Source organism: Anaerostipes sp. 992a (assembly GCF_001940245.1).
Lineage (GTDB): Bacteria > Bacillota > Clostridia > Lachnospirales > Lachnospiraceae > Fimousia.
Genome location: NZ_MJIG01000004.1, coordinates 1,327,648 through 1,346,767 on the forward strand (window position 1 = coordinate 1,327,648; position 19,120 = coordinate 1,346,767).

The following is a 19,120-nucleotide window of genomic DNA, read 5'->3' on the forward strand; positions in this document are numbered from 1 at the left end:
ATACACAATCTTATCAAAACTGACTACTCACTACCGCAAAGCTACCAAGTGATTATTTGTTTGCTCACAACAGTTCTCTCTCATGCATAAAAAATCCCTACTGAAATAACACAAGCATTCCAGTAGGGATTTTATCACATGAATGACTCTTATTTTATTTTGATTTGTTGATTTTCTGGATAGGCTCTAAACGCCATCCACTCTTCTCCCTTATTGACATCAAGCTCGATAAAGGTATTATCATAATAAATATCCAAAGAATATAGCTTTCCACTTTTCGTAGTTACTCTTCTCGTATATCCATATTTTCCACAAATCTCTTTGGATAGACTACTTCTATCTACACTTACCACACCATGATCCACATCCAGATTTATCTTAAAGCAATCTTTCTTTTCTCCAATCTGAACACAAGAACATTGAATTTTATCAAAGTCAAGTGAAAGCTTCCAAGTATTACTTTCCGGCATATGAGTCAAATCCGAAACCATTTCATATTTATCGGAGATTTCTTCTGGTATTTCCTGATAAAGCTGTCCATTCTGGATTTTTAATATTCGAGGCATCGTCAGACCATGAATCCACATATCCTCAGCGGCATAAGGCAAATTTTGCACGCCGCATCCAAACCAGGCAAACATCATCGGGGCTTTATCCTTCCCATAAAATACCTGAGGCGCATAAAAATCAAATCCTTTATCAATTTCATCGTAACACTCTACCTCAAATCTCATCTCCTCCAGATTCAGATTCCCGATAAAGTATAAGCTTGAAAATTCATTATGATAACGATCCCCTTCTGGTTCTCTTCCCATTAAGGATAAGAAGAGTACATCCTTGCCATCCACTTGGATATAAGAAGGACATTCATACATATATCCCATATCAAATCCATCGACGCATACATCAATCAGTCCCTGGTACTTCCATGATGTAAGATCTGTACTTTGATATAATAGCAGCGCTGCCTTTCCATCTAAAGTACCGCCACCAAGAAGCATATAATAGCATCCATTTTTTGAGAACACAAAAGGATCTCTGATCTCTCCGGTTAATCCATCTGGTGTTTCATCAATAATCGGATTGTTTTCATATTTATGTACGCTTCCATCCGGCTCCATCCATGCCATCGCCTGCTTTGGAATTTTGCCCTGTTCACTCTTATAGTTAGCTGTATAGAATAAATATAATTTTCCATCTGCCTCTATTGAGTTTCCAGAATAGCATCCATTCTTTTCATATTCCTGGTCTGGAACCAGCATCTCCTCTGACCACTTAAAATCCAAAAGATTTTCAGATTCTACATGTGCCCAATGTTTCATTCCATGCTCTGGGCCAAATGGAAACCACTGATAGAACACATGATACTTTCCCTGAAAATAAGCCAGACCGTTTGGATCATTCATTAGTCCACAGGGAGGATGTATATGAAATTTCGGATGTCTTGGTGTATTCCTGCAATAATTCATCAGTTGAGTGATATAGGATTGGTGCGTTTCATTTAATGCTGTATATTTTTCAACTTTTAAAAACTCCATATTATTCTCCAACAATATCCTTGCCCGCTGAAACTTTCATTCCTGTGCGGAATGTCACTGGGCTTTGATTTCCTTCTTCGGTTTTTACAAATACCACAACTGGATTTAAACCTTTTTCTTCAATTTTTTTCTTATTGAATGTTAATAACTTTTCTCCAGCTTTTACCTGATCTCCCACTTTTACAAAACACTGAAATCCTTCTCCATTCATATTGATCGTATCAATACCTACGTGAATTAAATATGTCATATTATTTTTCACACGAATTCCTACTGCATGATTACTTCCTTCCATAACAGTACAGATTTCTCCGTCTGCAGGAGCAACAATGGTTTCGCTTTCTGGAAGAATACCAATTCCATCGCCTAATACCTTTTCAGAAAATACACCATCTTTGATATCAGCAACTGGGATAACTGTTCCATCTACAACCGCTTTTACTGAAACCTTTACATCTTCATCTACAGAAGCTACTTCCTCTTCTTCTTCCTCTCTTGGAACTCCTTTTGCTTTATCATAAATTAAAATAAACACAATTGGAAGAATGAATGCGATCAGGTTTCCAATAACATAATATAACAATTTATCTGGAACCACTAACAATAGTCCAAGTACTCCAGTAAGCCCCTGACCAATAGCACGAACCCCTGCTAATTTCATAAATGCTCCACCGCATCCAGCTCCAAGACAGGCACATACAAATGGAATAATAGAATATTTTAAGTTTACAGCAAAGATTGCAGGTTCAGAAATTCCAACTAAGGTAGGAACAAAACTTGACATAGCGATGTCTCTGTCTTTTGATTTTTTCTTTGCCAGAAGGTACATACCGATTGCTCCACCACCCTGTGCAATAATGGATACGGACCAGATTGCCTGAATATAGTTGAATCCTGTTGTTGCGATTAAGTTTGCTTCAATTCCCTGAATTGCCTGATGGGTACCGGTTACTACTAATGGCTGAAGCATCGCTGCAAAGAAAAATGCTCCTAAGAATCCTAATTTGTTGTATAAAAGATCGATCAACCCTGCTAATCCATTACCAATCACATTTCCAACTGGTCCAAATACGGTAAATAATGCAATATTTGCAAATAAAATAGTAATTGTAGGAACCAGTACAAAGGAAATGACCTGTGGCACATATTTTTGTGATATTTTTTCCACTTTAGACATAAACCATGCTGTTAAGATTGCTGGGAATACTCCGCCCTGGAATGCAACCTTAGCAATTGCCAAAGGACCAAAATTCCAATAGTCTGCAGTGGACGGATCTAAAACAAATGCATTTCGATTCATCAAATCAGGGTGAATCATAACGATACCTACTAAAATACCAAGAATCGGGTTACCTCCAAAGCGCTTTACTGCACTATACATAACAAGGATTGGTAGATAATCAAAGGTCGTAGCAATAATTCTTAAGAAGTCTGCAATGTCTGCGATCAATGGACTCTGATCAACTAATGCACCTTCTAATCCAAATAATCCTTCTGCAGTTAATAAAGCTTTAATTCCAATAATGATTGCTGCTGCCACAAATGCTGGAATGATCGGAATAAAAATATCGGAGAAAACTTTAAATCCCTGTTGAAGTTTTCCCAGCTTACTTACGCCTTCTGCTTTGGCTTCTGCCTGAGATAATTCTTTTGCTCCAGTCAGTTCTACAAATACATCATACACATTATTTACTGTTCCGGTTCCAAAGATGATCATCAACTGTCCACTGTTAAATAAAACACCTTTTACTCCTTCAATGTTTTCCAATTTCTTTCTATCGTATTTTGTCTCATCATTTAAGATTAAACGTAATCTTGTTACACAATGGGTAGCACCCTTAATGTTTTCCTGTCCACCAATATGAGCGACTACTTCGCTGGCTATTTTTTTATAATCCATCTTCTTTTCCTCTCCTCTACTGATTAATCTCTGTTGAAATCTTAGTTCCTCTTGTTTTGATTGCTCCATTCATAACTGTTATGGAGAGAGCATTTCCTGGTCTATCACATAATCTGACGTTCAAGGCTGTTCCGTTCACATATAATGTAGCAATATCATTATCCACAATAAGCTGAATATGATATTCCTCTCCTGCATTCAGAGCAATCGGTCGCTCCAGTCCAATATTGAAGCACTGATACCATGGATAATTTGGACACTTGTTGAACACAATACGATTTTCTTCTACATAAAACCGATATTCATAAGATACTCCTGTCTCCAGATCCTCGTAAAATTTAATAGAAATTTCTCTTGTTCCCTCTTCAAAAGTCAGATACGTTTCCAGTGCTGTCAGAACGCCTGCTTCCTCACATAAAACACTTTCCTGTTTTATGTCAATCGTTTTCATACATGGGTTAAATAAATCCTTCCAGCCACTGAATGCTTCCATAACAGAATCTAATGGTTTTACTCCCAATGTTCCATCCTCTCTTTGGAATACTTCATGTGGTACGAAGGTTCCACCCCATAAATATGAATTTTTATCATCATCACCATCTCTTGTTGGTACCCATCCAAATAATACCCGGCGTTTGCCATCAAAAGCAGTTCTTCCGGCATAATATGCTCTTCCATCGAAAGAATCATCTTTTGGTGCGATCCATGGTCCGTATAGACTCTTACTCATACGATAATGAATCTTATTACCATCGCTGTACTCTGAAAATACCAGGTACCACCAGTCACCCATTTTGAAAATCTCTGGCATCTCAAACATGGTAAAAATTCCTGGTGACCAGAAGTCTCCTTGAAATTTCCATTTTTCTAAATTTTTTGATGTAAAAGAAACCAGTCGTCCTGTTTGCTTTCTCTTATCTTCCCCTTTTCTGGCACCCAGAATCAAAAGATACTCCTGCCTCTCTTCATCCCATAGTACAAAAGGGTCTCTCCAGTTTCGTCTATCATAACCACTCTGTGGTGGGATTTCCAATGCTTCTTTGGACTTTTCCCAATTGATTCCATCCTGACTGGTAGCATGAAGCAATGTCTGAGAGGTTTTTCCTGCTTTTAGGAATTCTCGATTATATCCAGTATAAAAGGCATGGAAACATCCCTGTGCTTCAAACACACTTCCCGCATAGATAAACTGATCTGCTTCTTCATCCGTTCCTCTTTTCAGGCTCTCTCCATAATCTTTATATGTTACAAAATCTTTTGTTGTTGCTAATGCCCATCCAAACGGCTCTCCAAATGGTCCTGGATTTCTTGTGTCTCTCTGATGATATACATAAAAGCTGCCATCTTTTCCATAAGGCATGATATCTCCTACCCAGACACCGTCTGGCTGATAATACAATTGATACATGATTTCCTCCTTCCTTTTTCATTATTATATGTCAATCGTTTTCATATGTCAATCGTTTTCACGCAGATTTTTCACCAAAAACCATTCTTATTTTTTGTGCTATTTTGACAATTATGTTCTTGAAATTGCCTCTTACATCAAAAAAAGAAGAAATCTTTCGATTTCTCCTTTCCCTTTTTATGTGGTTTTTCCTTCTAATAGCCGAACCGGGAGATTCAGACAACTTTCTACTTTTTTCCCTTCAATCAAATCTATTAATTTTTCTACCGCAACTCTTGCAATTTCATTGGATGGCTGCTGTACCGTTGTCAGTTCTGGAACAAATTGAAGTACTTCTCTTGTACCATCTATTCCTATCACCTTTAAGTCCTCCGGAATTCGAATTCCTTTCTGCTTTGCAATCTGCAAAACAATCACAGCCAAGGAATCATCTCCGGCGAACACTCCATCGATTTCTGGATGTTGATTCAGCATATCGTACACCAGCTTCTGTTTCTCTACATACTCCTTTACAAATGGGACTTCCAACACCAATGGTTCATAACCTTCCTTTTTCATCTCATCCAAATAAGCCTGACTTCTTTTATTACCAGGCATTCTCAATCTGCTATCCCCACGGATACATAAAATCTTCTTACATCCCCGTTCGATCAGATGTCTCGTTGCAAGTCTCCCTGCCTCATAATTGTCACAAGATACCACAGGTATATTTTCTCCCAAATATCGATCGATTCCAACAACCGGCATATGAAAACTAGAATATTCCTCTACCACTGCATTATGAGTTCCCACAATCATTCCATCAACCTGATTCCTTCTTAACATGTCAATATACTTCTTTTCGGTATCTAGTTGGTTCTTGCTATTGCATAAAAGCATCTTATAATTTTTCTCAGAAAGATAATATTCTATCTGCTCTACAATAACACCATGAAATGGAGAAGTTACCGTCGGCACGATGACACCAACAAAATATGTCCGATTATTTAACAATGCCCGTGCGATTTCATTGGGATAGTATTGAATTTTTTCCATAGCTGCATATACTTTTTTTCTTGTCTCTTCACTAATATATCCTCGATTATTTAAGACCCTGGACACAGTAGTCGGTGATACTCCTGCTACCTTTGCCACATCTTTTATTCCAGGTTTCATATCATCACTTCCCCACTCTTTTTTCTAGCATAATCTATCATACTCTTTGAATTTAGAAAAATCTATGAAAGCGCTTCTACAAAGGATTTTGTAATCAGCTGCGGTCTGGTAATAATGGAACCAACTACCACACTGAATGCACCTAATTCAATGACTCTTCTCGCTTTTTCCGGTGTATTAATATTGCCTTCCGCAATCACACGGTGTTTCACCTTCGCTACAATTTCTCTTAGGATCTCAAAGTCATTTTCCTCAATGCGAAGGTGTCTGCTTTGCTCTGTATAACCCACCATAGTCGTTCCGATAAAATCAAATCCCAGCTCATCTGCATGTAGTGCTTCTTCTATCGTAGAACAATCTGCCATAAAAAGCTGATCTGGATATTTTGTCTTCACTTCATGAAAGAAATCATCCAGACTCTTTCCACCTGGCCTTTTGGAAATCGTTGCATCCATGGCAATGATCTCTGGTCCGGCTTCCATAAGCTCATCTACTTCCTTCATAGTAGGAGTAATATAAACATCACACCCTTCATAATTTCTTTTTACAATTCCAATAACCGGAAGGTCCACCTGTGACTTGATTTCTTTAATATCTTCTTTTGTGTTAGCACGAATTCCATATGCACCGCCTTCTTTGGCAGCCAATGCCATCCTTCCCATAATAAAGGAAGAATGAAGTGGTTCTTCCGGCAAAGCCTGACAAGACACGATCAACTTTCCTTTTAACCCTTCGATTCTGCTATTCATTCTTCTTCTCCTATTCTTCCATTTTAGCCAAAGCTTCTTCTGTCAATTTAATGGCATCTTCGATACATCCTGGACAGCTTCGCAATACTTTTCCAGTTTCCATTCCCTTTAAATCCTTACATATCGTAGACCCATTCATATCGCGGAACTTTGCTACCAATTCTCTTACTGTCTTCATCGTTGCCGCTTTGGAATCCGGCTGTCCTAAATTAGCTGTACTGTTCTTCATCCCGATGACCATGGCTGCTCCGGAAAGTGCACCGCAGACTCCCTGCATATCTGCCATTCCAGCTCCAAATCCCTCTGTTAATTTAAATACGGTCTCTTCATCCAGACCCATCTCATCGCAAAATACGCATGCTACCGCCTGACTGCAGCTATACCCCTTTTTATGTTTTTCGTCCCCTAGGCTAATACGACTCATACCATATCCTCCTTGTATCTTTATCCAAAATTTTTAATCTCTTCTGATAAAAGATAACACTTTTTTGTGTTTGGTACAAGCCTAAACCTCAGATCCTTCCTTTGATTTTTCCACCGTCCTATGTGATGACAAAGCTTTTCTTTATTGTTATACTGAAAGAATGACCGATATCCCACAGAACTCGCCCTTACGGATTGAAAGGAAATATAGAAAGGATGAATACTTGTCAACTACCCATGACCGAAAGGTCATGGGCTTGTAACTGCCCAGTCGTAGTAACGGCTTACGCCTCCGACCTTTTAACCCCGATAGGTATATTACCTCCCGTGGCGTTACATCACAGGGTGGTTGACAGCACCCTTTGTAGCAAAGTTTACTCTGTTACAACTATATTCGGTACTTGGCTATCTGCGAGATAGTTTATTCCCATACGATACAGATTCATAGCTCCAATACGGTCATCATTCGATTTATAGCCACAATTCTTGCAAGTAAACAGATGTATTTTTTTGTTACGGTTCGACTTTTCAGTATGTCCACAAATAGGACAACACTGGCTCGTATAACGAGGGTCAACCTTAATGACAGTAGACTGGTTCTGTTTGGCTTTGTAGATTAGTTTCCGTTCAAGGTCATAGAATGACCATGATACAGAAACATAGCGGTCTTTCGTTTTCACACGCTCTGTAGCATTACGAATGCCTGCCAAATCTTCCAAAACAAAGAGCGTGTGCTTCGGGTTTGATTCAACAAGTGCCTTTGATACCTGATGGTTGATATCCTGCATCCAACGGTTTTCTCGCTGACCGATAGCTTTGATTCTTCGTCTTGAAGATGGAGTCTGACGTATTTGAAGCTCTTTACGAAGTTTGGAATAATTAGCACGTTTCTGCTTAATAGCCTTACCACTAACGAATCCGGACTTGTGGGCACTGTTATAGGTCGCAACAACAAAGTTAATTCCTCTGTCGATACCTACAACATTACAGATGTCAGAAATATTGCTTTCCTCGACATCATAAGTTACTGGTATGTGAAGATAATATTTACCATGTTTGTTTACAAGCTTAGCAGTGCCAAACTTGTAGATGGTATGGTCAAAATATTTAGACATACCATCAGCAAAATATGGTAACTTAACACGACCATTCAGAGTGTTCACTGAAAAGCAGTTTTGCGTCAAAGAATAATCTCTGTTCCAAACCAAATCATACTGTGGTTTTTTGAACGAAGGCTTAATCCATTCATTCTGATTTTCAAGGATGGTTTTATATCTCGCAATAACAGTCTTAAATACAGACTGAGTCATTTGCGATTTAAGACCAAACTTTTCTCGGAGCGTAGAATATAACATTTTGTTAAGCGAAAACTGTTTCAAATCGTGTGTACGGAATACATACTCTGAAACAAAGTTGCAGGCATCACGATATACAGACATGGTTTTATCAAGCAAAACCTTATCTGTATCATCTGCGACTATTTGAACTTTTGCTGTGATAGTCATCTGTTCCATAAAATGTACTCCTTTCATTGATATTTCACTAAATGTATTATATAATAATTATTAGTGAAAATCAATATTTGAGGTAAAGTTACGGATAACAGATATAATCGTCATAACAGACGTAAATACAGCTTAAAGGTGCATATAGTTTTGGTAACAAAATACCGAAAACAATTACTTAAAGGTTCTATCGCTAATGATGTTAAACAAAAGATATTCGATATAGCCAATACTCATGGTTACCAAATTATAGCTATGGATACAGACAAAGACCATATACATTTTCTGTTAAGTTACGATACCACGGAAAGAGTTGCGACATCGTTAAAATTGTAAAGCAGGAAACAACACATTACCTTTGGCAGAAATACAGTCCGTTTCTAGCCAAACAGTATTGGAAGAAAAAGATATTTGGGTCAGACGGATACTTTGCATGTAGTATTGGCGAAGTATCATCAGCTACAATTCAAAAGTATATTGAAAGTCAGGGTTAATGGCTAAAGATTTACAAGGCTCCTCCCACCGCCTAAAGGCAGTGGGTTTCCGCCTACGAAAACGAAAGGGGTTAATTTATGAAAGCACTTGCACGATATGGAATCAAACCAGGAGGATATCGTATGATCGATATCCCTGTCCCGGAATGTGGAGATAACGATATTCTCATCGAAGTAAAAGCCGCCGGCATCTGTGGCTCCGACCGAAAACATTATGGCATAGAAGCCGATGTAGATCAATTCAATTCTGTCCGCGGGCATGAATTCTCTGGAATCATCGTAAAAACAGGAAAAAATGTTGTTGATTGGAAGGTTGGACAGAGAATCGTTTCCGATAATACCAGTCATGTGTGTGGTACCTGTCCATCCTGTGATGCAGGAGATTTTATTACCTGCCCGGAACATGTGAATCTTGGACTGGATCACAGTCCTTATGGAGGCTTTACCAAGTATTGTCTCATTCCTGGAGAAATTCTTGCCATTCACAAGCACGCCATCTGGGAAATCCCAGAAAACGTATCCTATGAAGAGGCCGCTATCATGGATCCTATCTGCAATGTATACCAGGCCATTGCACAGCGTTCCAGCTTCCTGCCAGGACAGGACATTGTCATCATCGGTGCCGGTCCCCTTGGTATTCTGGCAGTTCAGATTGCCCGCATTATGGGTGCTGTTAATATCGTTTTAGTCGGCCGCCCAGGCGATGAAAATCTCCGCTTTCCAATCGCACGAAAGTTCGGTGCCACTCATACCATTGACAGCAAAGCAGAAGATGTAGTAAAACGCTGCCTGGAAATCTGTGGACGTGACAACTTAGGCCTTGTTGTCGAATGCAGCGGTTCTGCCATTGCCATGCAACAGGCCATCGCCATGCTCCGCCCAAATGGCCAGATCATCCGTGTTGGAAAAAGCACACAGCATCTTGATTTCTCCATCAACGATGTTTCCTCCAAAGCTCTGAGTATCATTGGACATGCCGGTTACGACTCCATAACATGGCGAAATGCCCTGCGGCTTTTAGCCGCCGGTAAAATCGATTTAAAATCCATTATTACCCATGAGCTGGGGCTTAGCCAATGGGAAAAAGGATTTGAATTGATGGCAAAAAAAGAAGCCATCAAAGTCATTCTTCATTATGACTATGATGATGAAGAATAAAAAAAGCTTATCTGTATATTAAGAGGAAGCCTCCATATACTATTCTCAATGGATTTTATGAGATATAAAAGGAGGCTTCCATGAAATTTTTCAAATATACTTGGCTTGCAAACTTGATATTCGATATCCTTGGATGTTTATTCATTGCCATCGGCATCCATGTCTTTATGGAGCCTGCCCATATTGCTCCAGGCGGAGTCTCTGGTATTGGAATTCTGCTAAAATACCTATGGAACCTGCCAGTAGGACTAACCACATTTCTATGCAATATCCCTTTGCTTTTCTTCGCATGGAAGCTTATGGGAAAAACCTTTACTCTAAGGACCCTTCAGACCATTTTCATCAGTACCATCCTTTTAGACTCTGTCGTCACACCCTATGTCCCTGCCTTTTATGGGGATCGTCTGCTCTCTTCCATCTTTGGCGGACTTCTTTCCGGAGTCGGTCTGGGTATTGTCTTTTTCCATGGATCTACGACTGGTGGAACGGATATTTTATCTTATTTTCTGAAACGAAGATTTCCCATACTGCCTACTGGTCAGGCCCTGCTCATTATCGATGCCTCCATCTTGCTGCTTTCCATGGTGGTCTATCGCGATCTGGAATCCGGACTATTCGGTACCGTTGCCCTCTATGCCCAGATGAAGGCCATCAATGGCATCATCTACGGTATGGATCAGGCCATCATTGTACTCATTATGTCTTCCAAAGCTCTGGAAATATCTGATTCTGTCATTACAAAAATGTCTCGTACTGCCACCCTGCTATATGGTATGGGTGCCTACAAAAAGAAAAGTTCCTTTACTCTTCTATGCATCATCCGCAGGCAGGAGCTTGCCCATTTAAAAGAAGTGATTCTAGAAACAGACCCCTCTGCTTTTGTGACTATTGCTCCTGCCAACCAGGTGTTGGGAGAGGGATTTCGTCCCATTGATAGTGAGTGAGAACGAAATCATTCCGGTCAGCAATCAGGCTACGGAGCTTCCAAATCTGATATATCATTCTTTTTATTTCTTTGTTCCCATATCATCATTCTTAAACTGCGTATAGGTTCTTGGCTTATAAGTACCACCAGAAAAGCTACAATAACGATACATACAATCCACCATATAATTCTTTTGATTTTCTGATGTCTTAGATTCTGCACTGCTAAGAGGATAGGTCACCTTCATCACATATACATCATCCTCATAAGCACGTACCAAATAATAGTAATAGATGTCAGAATCAAAATTATTCTTTGCTGCAAGAATCAGCTTTCCGGTATCTGGAGAATAAATAATCTCATCATATACATTCATGCTATTTTTAGCAGAGCTATAATAGCCTTCAATGGCCTCACTGGCAGAGGTATACTGGTTGTCTTCTTCATAAATCTCAAAAGCAGATACATCATCATCCCCAGTGAAGGAATAGCCACCATCAATTTTATATACTTCATTGTAGAAATTTTTCGGATAAGCAAAGGAATATCCCTCATCTGCCTCATAGACGATATAATCACTTGGTGATAATGGTGCACCGTAATCGATAGAATCATCTGCATAAACAACTGGCAGCCCATCATCCTGTCCCTCGGCAGTTCCCTCTGCATGTTCCGCATCATCGTCATGAACCACATCATCCCCATCATCATCGGCTGTGCTTGGTTCTGCCGTTGTCTGCGTTGTTTGTAGATTATTATTTTCTGTTTCTGCAAAAAACAGCTTCCATATAAAAAATCCAGCCACCGCAAGGGCAATCAACAGCAAAACGATCAAAATAATCTTTTTCGCGTTACCAGAATCTTCCTTCTCCTCTTCATATTCAAGGTCATCTTTCTCTTCAAAGACCGTTTCCACTTCTTCGTATTCTGATTCCTGCTCTACCGGTTCTTCTACTGTCTCATATTCCATTTCCTCTGTCTCTACCGGACTTCCACAATATGGACAAAACTTAGCCTCATCAGAAATTTTCTTCCCACATTCTCCACAAAACATACTACTCTCCTTTTCTACCAGTCTTCATTCAGCTCATCTAATGCCTCACGGAGCGTCCGCCTTGCATCTGCAATGGCTGCTTCGTCTCTGGTATTTAATACTCGTTCAAATTCCCTTAATTCGTATTCGATTTCCAGTCTGGTCTCTCCCACATTCTCCTCATACATCCGTTCTCCACGAAGAAGCAATAGCTTATTCTCTTCCTGATCTCTTGGATGAATCTTTAGATAAGATAGCTCCTTCATTCTGGCCTCAATCTCTTCATCGGTCATATCCACATCCTGGTTTTTTACGATCATGCGTTTCACCTCTCCTGTAGAAACAACCTTTACCTCCACTTCCAATAATGAATTAATATCATATGTATAGGTAACATCTACCGCTTCCGCTCCAGCTTTATTAGGCGGCACCTCAATCTCTAGCCTTCCCAGAGAGACATTATTGGCTGCAAATCTACTTTCTCCCTGAAGAATATGAATGCTCAGCCTTGTCTGCTGATCGTAGATCGTATGGAACTGCTCCGTTCTGCTGGCAGGAATAGTGGTATTCCTTTCAATAATCGGTGCAAAATGTCCGGATTCATACTTATCATCTCCCCGTTCAATGGCCACCTCTGTTCCCAATGTAAATGGACAGACATCCGTAAGGATCACTTCCTTGATCGCTTCTTTTCGCTCCTTCATAGCAGCCTGAATGGCAGCTCCCAGTGCCACTGCTTCATCTGGATGAACACTGGTATCCGGCATCTTCTTAAACAACTTAGCTACATACTTTCTCACTAATCGAAGCCGTGTTCCGCCGCCGACCAGAACGATCTCATCAATATCAGATACTTTAATCTTCGCATCTGCCAAGCTTTTCTTCACCGGCCTTTTAATACGGTCCAGCAATGGTTCACATCGCTTCTCAAATCTTCCAGCTGTGATCACTGCCTGTTTCTTCTCTTCTCCAATCTGGCAGCTCATGGTATAGCTGTTCTCGGTGGCAAAGCTTAACTTGCACTGCTCTGCCTGCTTTCGAATCATTCCCAACACCTTACTGTCCAGTTCTTCTTCAGAAAGACCCGTATCCTTCAGAAACAATTCCTGAATAACTCTGGTAAAATCTTCGCCTCCCAGGTAATTATCCCCTGCAACGGCACGCACCTCTAAGATATTCTGAAATAACTCCAGAATCGATACATCAAAGGTTCCACCACCTAAGTCAAATACTAAAATCTTCGTATTGGCATTCTTCTGGTAAAGTCCATAAGCAATCGCTGCAGCAGTTGGTTCACTGATGATTCTTTCAACTTTCAGCCCTGCCAGCTCTCCGGCACGTTTTGTTGCCTTTCTGCGTGCCTCATTAAAATATGCCGGCACACTGATCACTGCTTCTGTAATCTCTTCTCCCAGATAGGTTTGGGCATCCTCCTTTAAGCTGCGCAATACAAAGGAAGAAAGTTCCTCCGCTGTAAAAGAACGCTTGCCCAGCTGATAGGTCTTCTGGCTTCCCATATCTCTTTTAAATACACTGGCTGAGCTTTCTGGATACAGAATCTGCCGTTCCTTTGCCGTCTCGCCTACATAAATCTGTTCTTCCTCATCAATACTGACAACGGAAGGAGTCATATTCTTGCCCAGACGATTAGGAATAATCTTTGGTCCATCTTCTGTAAAATAAGCAGCCAGGCTATTGGTCGTTCCTAAATCAATTCCTATTATCATTCTTTAGTTTCTCTCTTCTAGTTTATTTTTGAATTGCCACACTTCCCCAAGATTCCGGTCCTGTGCCAGAATTCTCCGGCAAAGCTTTAATGCCTCCTGATCCTTATGTTCCATGGCAAGTAACACTGCCTCCGCAAACTTCTCTTCATAACAAAATCCATAAGAACAGAAATAGCACATCGGCCTTTCCTGCAGTTGAAGCAAATACTGCCTTGCAGTATCTATTTCACCACTATAATAATACATCATTGCAATATTATAGTAAACATACTTTTGATATTCCTTTTTCCGGAAGAAATCCTCCATGGAACCATAATATTCTGCAATCTTCTTCTCCGCTAAGCGACACATCTTCTTTGCATCCTGTTCTTTTCCCATTTTGGAAAATACCTCTACCAGCCTTACATAAGGTTCCTCTTTGCACAGACCACAGGCTTCATAATAAAACTTATAAGCCTTCTTAAAATCCCCTTTCTCTTCCAGATAAAATTCGCCAATCTGACAATACACATCTCCTGAATAAGAGAACATAAGCTCCGCCTGCTTTAACAGCTTTCTGGCTTTCAAACGGTTTCCATTATAATAATACGCCTTTGCCGCTTCGGTAAGCAGATGGTCCTTCACCCCTTCCTCCATGGTCATAGCCTTCTCATAATACTTAGCGGCATTTTCATAATCATTCATTCTCATATGAATCCAGGCTATCTCTTCCACTACTTCCACTGCCTGTCCATCAATCTTAAGACATCTGGCATAACATTCTAAGGCCTTATCAAACTGTCCATCTCTCTCATAAATCGGTGCCCACCAGCGGTACAGGGAGAACTTCTGCTGCTGGGTCACAGCCTTTTTCTCCGCCTTGCAATAATATTCAATTGCCTTTTTATAATCTCCCATCAATCGATATATATATCCCATACTGCTAATGGCATACAAATCCTCCGGTTCCAGCTCATAGGACTTTCGAATATCCATAAAAGCCTTAGAAAGCTGCATATCTTCGATATATAAATACGCTCTTTCCCGATAAAAATATGCATTGGCAACTACCTCAAGCTGCGCATTGGCATGAACCAATGCCTGATCAAAGTCCTGTCTTTCTCTATCCCTGGCAAATCTTCGCATATACAGATTCATTAAAGAATTATGTACGTATTCATGCCGTTCATGTGCTCTGGCCCCCTTTTCCATTGCATCAATGGCCTTATCGTCCTCTCCCATAGCTTCATAAGCACTTCCCATATCAATCCATGCATCGGAAAGAGACGCGTCCAGTACCAATACCGTCTGATATCTCAGAACGGCTTTTTCATATTCTCCAAACTTCTGATACATATCTGCCAAAAGCCACTGATACTGTGGCACTTCCTTATCGGCCTTAACCGCTTTTTTTGCATATCGTAATGCCTCATTGGCATAGTCTTCTTCATTCTCTGTCTCAGACAGACGATCATAGATGATTCCAATCCGATAACAGATCGCACCTTCCTTATTGGCAAGCTTTGGGACCAGCTTCTGCATCTTTTTTGCAATGGAAAGCAATTCCTCCTCGCTTGTTGCCTGCAGACGATCATATTCCAAACGGTAGAAGAAAAACTCTGGATCCTGAACCCGATTCTTCTCCGCCATCTGTATCATATTCTTAACCTCGCTTAACATATTGAAGTTTAAAAGCATGCGAATTACCATTACATAAGGTTTCCCCTGATCCGGAGCCAGTTCAATGGCCCGGTAAAAATCATCCATCACCTGTTGTGCCCGGAATAAATGGTAGTTGGCCTCCTGCCGATACACATAAGCCGGATAGAAAAATTCACTGATTTCCAGTACGATATTAGCCTCTTTGATACAACGTTCGTATTCCTTCCTTTTTAGAAAGGATTCCATGCGACGTTCTCGATACATCATCACATCAATCTGCTCCGTATCCAGCTCCAACGCCCGCATAAAATATTCCTGGCTGCGTTCCTCCATATCCAGTTCCAGACAATGCATGGAAGCAATAAAATGTGCATATCCATACCGTTTGCTTTTTCTCTCATAATCTTTTTCATTTCCTGTCAGCTTCTCAATGTTGGAAATCCAGATCTGGGTCATCTTAAATCCTTCCTCATAATCCCCGGTCTCTAAGAGAACTCTTGCGATCAGATTATAATAGTCAAATTCAATTTCGCCTTCTGGCTTTAGCTTCCGAAGTACCTTCAGAGACTGGTCAAACTTCTGATTCTGATAATAGCACCATGCCACGTCCATCTGCTTATCTTCCCGATCCTTCCATTGGCGAATCAATTCTTTATTGATCTCCACCATGGCAAGACAGATGCGCTCATCTGGAATCTTATCCTCCAGCACATCCAGGCAGATCTTCTTCGCCTGCTCATATTCTCCCAGCTTCTGGTGAATCTCCACCAGCTTCCTGGTTGCCCCTTGATGATCCTTTACTTGTGAAAGTACCTGCTCAAATACTTCTTTGGCTTCCTCATATTTCCCCTGTCTGCATAACAGCTCTCCTTCTAATTCCGTCAGAAATGGATCTTCATAAAGTTCCTCCCGAAGTTCCAAAAGAAGCTTCTCCCAACGAGGATCTTCTTTCGCCAGATAGTACTTTAAGACCTCCATCTTGGCATATGGATGCGTAATTTCAGAAGCCTCTACTTTCTCTACCAGCGGCTTGGCCTCTTCATACTTCTCATCATCCATCAACGTCTTTAGCATGTTGATATTCTTCATGTAAGCATCATAATCCCCATCCACAGGACCTTCATACAGTTGATAATCGTAGTAATCCTCATTTTCCCCGCGATATTGAATATAAGTAATAAAGTCATTGGAAATCTTCTCTGCGATCATTTCCCGTTCTTCTTCAAATTCAAAAACATCCCATACTCTCTTCCATACAAACTGTGGAAGAAAATAATGTCCCATTAAAAAACGGGTGATCTCCAATCTGGCTTCCTCTGCAGTATCCAGATCTGTACAGATTTCATTTTCAAAAATCTCTTCCCACTCATCTGCATCGATTCTTCGATAAAAGTTTTCATAAATCTGTTCTATCTCATACATCCACTGCTCCAATGGATTTTTCTTCTTTTTGGCCTTTTTTGCCCAGCTTACGGCTTCTTCATAAGCCTGTCTTAATTTCTTAAATCCTTCCGGATCCTCTTCCGGATTTACGGACACCAGCTTCCCTCGATATGCCGTCTTTATGACATCCTCATCGCTGGTGGGTGTAATTCCTAATATATTCCACATAACATTCTGCCACTCAAAATATGGACAAATATACCCATATCGAGATATTGAAAGTTTTCACAAACTTTTCTTACTGCTTCATCCTGTATGCTTTTGCGATTACAAGTAATACGCTACTCACAAGTTCTTGTACAGTCCACAGTCGTAAATTCCCGACTAAAGCCATCGGTACATGCCTACAAACGCTTGTTTTATGCTATTTTGTAGGATATTGCATCTCTTAAATTAAGGCTTGCATTATAATCTCTATCAGCATGATATCCACACTCACAAATATATTCTCTATCAGAAAGTTTTAAATCTCTCTTAATACAACCACATTCATGACATAACTTACTTGATGGATACCATCTATCTACAATTCTTAATTCAATTCCCAGTTCTTTGCATTTTGCTTCAAGTTTTGTTCTAAACTCATAGAATTTCTGTGAAGCAACTGCTTTAGACAGATGCTTATTCTTCATCATTCCTTTTACATTCAAATCTTCAATGGTAATATAAGATGGTTTGGTTTTCACTATCTCATTTACACATTTATTGATATAATCGGTACGAATATTGTCTATTTTATGATGAAGTTTCTGTACCTTTAAGACCTGTTTTCTAATATTTTGTCTAGTGGCTTCTCCTTTCATTTTATTGTTGCGTTTTTTAAAGTCTTCGTATTTTCTCGATAGACAACGCTGTTCTCTTTTTAATTGTTTCTCTAATTTTTTTAATTTTGCGGTTTTATTTATATTTTTCTTTATAATACCGTTACTGATAACTGCAAATTCCTTGATGCCTAGATCAATTCCTAATCCAAAATTATTTAATTTTGGTTTTTCTGTATTTGGAATATCAATTAAAACAGATACATAATATCTTCCAGCCTTGCAGGAGACTATACCACTTTTAATCACATATCCTTGCTTTGTTGTTGGAATGTAACCCTTTTCTTTTAATCTTACCCATCCAAGAGTAGGGATATTAATTCGATGTCTTTCACAGAAACAATCTTTTGGATTATTTTTCACAAAATACATTTTCACATCTGACTTATTCTTTTTTTTAAATCTGGGAAATCTACTTTGCTTTTTAAAAAATCTGGTAAAAGCAGTATACGCATTTTGCATGGATTTTTTAACTGACTTAGAACTCACATCTTTTATCCATAAATATTCTGGATTATTTAGTAGAAATTCATTATTTAGCCATACACTAAAAGATTTTGCTGTCATAAATTTTTCACCTTTGTTATAAAGTTCTTTATTATGGGCAAGATAAAAATTATAAATAAATCTACAAGTACCGATTGTTTTATTTATCTTTCGTATCTGCTCTTGTGTTGGATTTATTTCCGTTTTATAACTCTTTAGCAATTTCTTCATCCTCCTTTATCTGATTTTTATACTTGCGAAATCCATACAATCTACAACTGAACACATGTAAGATTGATATAATATCTTGAACTAATTCTTCATTCGGTGAAAGAGTTTCATTGATTTACAATAATACCTTTTGCATTACAGAATTGTTTTAAAAACTCTACTTGATTTTGTAGATCATCTTTTTGATTTCTTGTAGAAACTCTTGCATATATTACTGTGTCCCTTATATCATTCTCTGTTTGGATCCCTTTGAATTGTAAATATTGATCATAAGTATAATATCTTCTGTTAGTTGGAGTACGATTTGCTTTGAGAATTCCATCTCTGTCCCAATGTTGAAGAGTTTTTACTGACACTCCAAGTAATTCAGCAAAATCTTTTGGTTTATAATTTGTGATATTTGATGTGTCCATAAATAATTCTCCTTTCTTTACAAACACATTGCATCACATATAAACACATTTATCTATATTTTTAATTGCT

13 protein-coding genes and 2 pseudogenes are annotated in these 19,120 nt (G+C 39.3%); 3 read left to right on the top strand and 12 right to left on the bottom strand.

Annotation, left to right across the window (positions count from 1 at the left end):
- Positions 1 to 149 precede the first annotated feature (149 nt).
- The 7 genes from BHF69_RS10680 to BHF69_RS10710 all read right to left on the bottom strand — a co-directional run bounded on the left by BHF69_RS10680 (position 150) and on the right by BHF69_RS10710 (position 8,687).
- The gene (locus tag BHF69_RS10680) at positions 150 to 1,538 is read right to left on the bottom strand and encodes a glycoside hydrolase family 32 protein (protein ID WP_075671378.1); all 1,389 of its coding nucleotides are present in this window, start codon (positions 1,536 to 1,538) and stop codon (positions 150 to 152) included.
- A gap of 1 nt (position 1,539) precedes the next feature.
- The gene (locus tag BHF69_RS10685) at positions 1,540 to 3,438 is read right to left on the bottom strand and encodes a PTS beta-glucoside transporter subunit IIBCA (RefSeq protein ID WP_075671380.1); all 1,899 of its coding nucleotides are present in this window, start codon (positions 3,436 to 3,438) and stop codon (positions 1,540 to 1,542) included.
- 16 nt (positions 3,439 to 3,454) lie between these two features.
- Positions 3,455 to 4,846, bottom strand: coding sequence for a family 43 glycosylhydrolase (locus BHF69_RS10690; protein WP_075671382.1), 1,392 nt, complete (start codon positions 4,844 to 4,846; stop codon positions 3,455 to 3,457).
- Between the two features lie 177 nt (positions 4,847 to 5,023).
- A complete protein-coding gene (locus BHF69_RS10695; RefSeq protein WP_075671384.1) occupies positions 5,024 to 6,001 on the bottom strand; it encodes a LacI family DNA-binding transcriptional regulator in 978 nt (325 codons plus the stop codon).
- A gap of 62 nt (positions 6,002 to 6,063) precedes the next feature.
- A complete protein-coding gene (locus BHF69_RS10700; protein WP_075671386.1) occupies positions 6,064 to 6,750 on the bottom strand; it encodes an N-acetylmannosamine-6-phosphate 2-epimerase in 687 nt (228 codons plus the stop codon).
- A gap of 10 nt (positions 6,751 to 6,760) precedes the next feature.
- Positions 6,761 to 7,174 (bottom strand): C-GCAxxG-C-C family protein, encoded by a 414-nt coding sequence (locus BHF69_RS10705; protein WP_075671388.1) that lies wholly within the window; start codon positions 7,172 to 7,174, stop codon positions 6,761 to 6,763.
- 373 nt (positions 7,175 to 7,547) lie between these two features.
- Entirely contained in the window at positions 7,548 to 8,687 is a 1,140-nt protein-coding gene (locus BHF69_RS10710) for an RNA-guided endonuclease TnpB family protein (RefSeq protein WP_075671390.1), read from the bottom strand.
- Between the two features lie 84 nt (positions 8,688 to 8,771).
- Here BHF69_RS10710 and tnpA point away from each other — a divergent pair.
- The 3 genes and pseudogenes from tnpA to BHF69_RS10725 all read left to right on the top strand — a co-directional run.
- Positions 8,772 to 9,172: pseudogene (gene tnpA, locus BHF69_RS14770) on the top strand (IS200/IS605 family transposase); the annotation flags it as partial.
- Positions 9,173 to 9,250: 78 nt separating this feature from the next.
- Positions 9,251 to 10,330 carry a zinc-binding dehydrogenase gene (locus BHF69_RS10720; RefSeq protein WP_075671392.1) on the top strand — a complete coding sequence of 360 codons (1,080 nt, stop codon included), beginning with the start codon at positions 9,251 to 9,253 and terminating at the stop codon, positions 10,328 to 10,330.
- A gap of 80 nt (positions 10,331 to 10,410) precedes the next feature.
- Positions 10,411 to 11,274 (top strand): YitT family protein, encoded by an 864-nt coding sequence (locus BHF69_RS10725; RefSeq protein ID WP_075671394.1) that lies wholly within the window; start codon positions 10,411 to 10,413, stop codon positions 11,272 to 11,274.
- A gap of 63 nt (positions 11,275 to 11,337) precedes the next feature.
- Here BHF69_RS10725 and BHF69_RS10730 read toward each other — a convergent pair whose 3' ends face one another.
- The 5 genes and pseudogenes from BHF69_RS10730 to BHF69_RS10750 form a co-directional block, all read right to left on the bottom strand.
- Positions 11,338 to 12,309, bottom strand: a complete 972-nt coding sequence (locus BHF69_RS10730; protein WP_075671396.1) for a zinc ribbon domain-containing protein — start codon at positions 12,307 to 12,309, stop codon at positions 11,338 to 11,340.
- 14 nt (positions 12,310 to 12,323) lie between these two features.
- Positions 12,324 to 14,015: an Hsp70 family protein gene (locus BHF69_RS10735; protein WP_075671398.1), complete on the bottom strand. Its 1,692-nt coding sequence runs from the start codon at positions 14,013 to 14,015 to the stop codon at positions 12,324 to 12,326.
- A 3-nt stretch (positions 14,016 to 14,018) separates the two neighbouring features.
- The gene (locus tag BHF69_RS10740; RefSeq protein WP_075671400.1) at positions 14,019 to 17,267 is read right to left on the bottom strand and encodes a tetratricopeptide repeat protein; all 3,249 of its coding nucleotides are present in this window, start codon (positions 17,265 to 17,267) and stop codon (positions 14,019 to 14,021) included.
- A 191-nt stretch (positions 17,268 to 17,458) separates the two neighbouring features.
- Positions 17,459 to 18,637 carry an RNA-guided endonuclease InsQ/TnpB family protein gene (locus BHF69_RS10745; RefSeq protein WP_075671402.1) on the bottom strand — a complete coding sequence of 393 codons (1,179 nt, stop codon included), beginning with the start codon at positions 18,635 to 18,637 and terminating at the stop codon, positions 17,459 to 17,461.
- Positions 18,612 to 19,035 (bottom strand): annotated as a pseudogene (locus tag BHF69_RS10750) (IS607 family transposase). The gene BHF69_RS10745 and the pseudogene BHF69_RS10750 overlap by 26 nt, the downstream one beginning before the upstream one ends.
- Positions 19,036 to 19,120 lie beyond the last annotated feature (85 nt).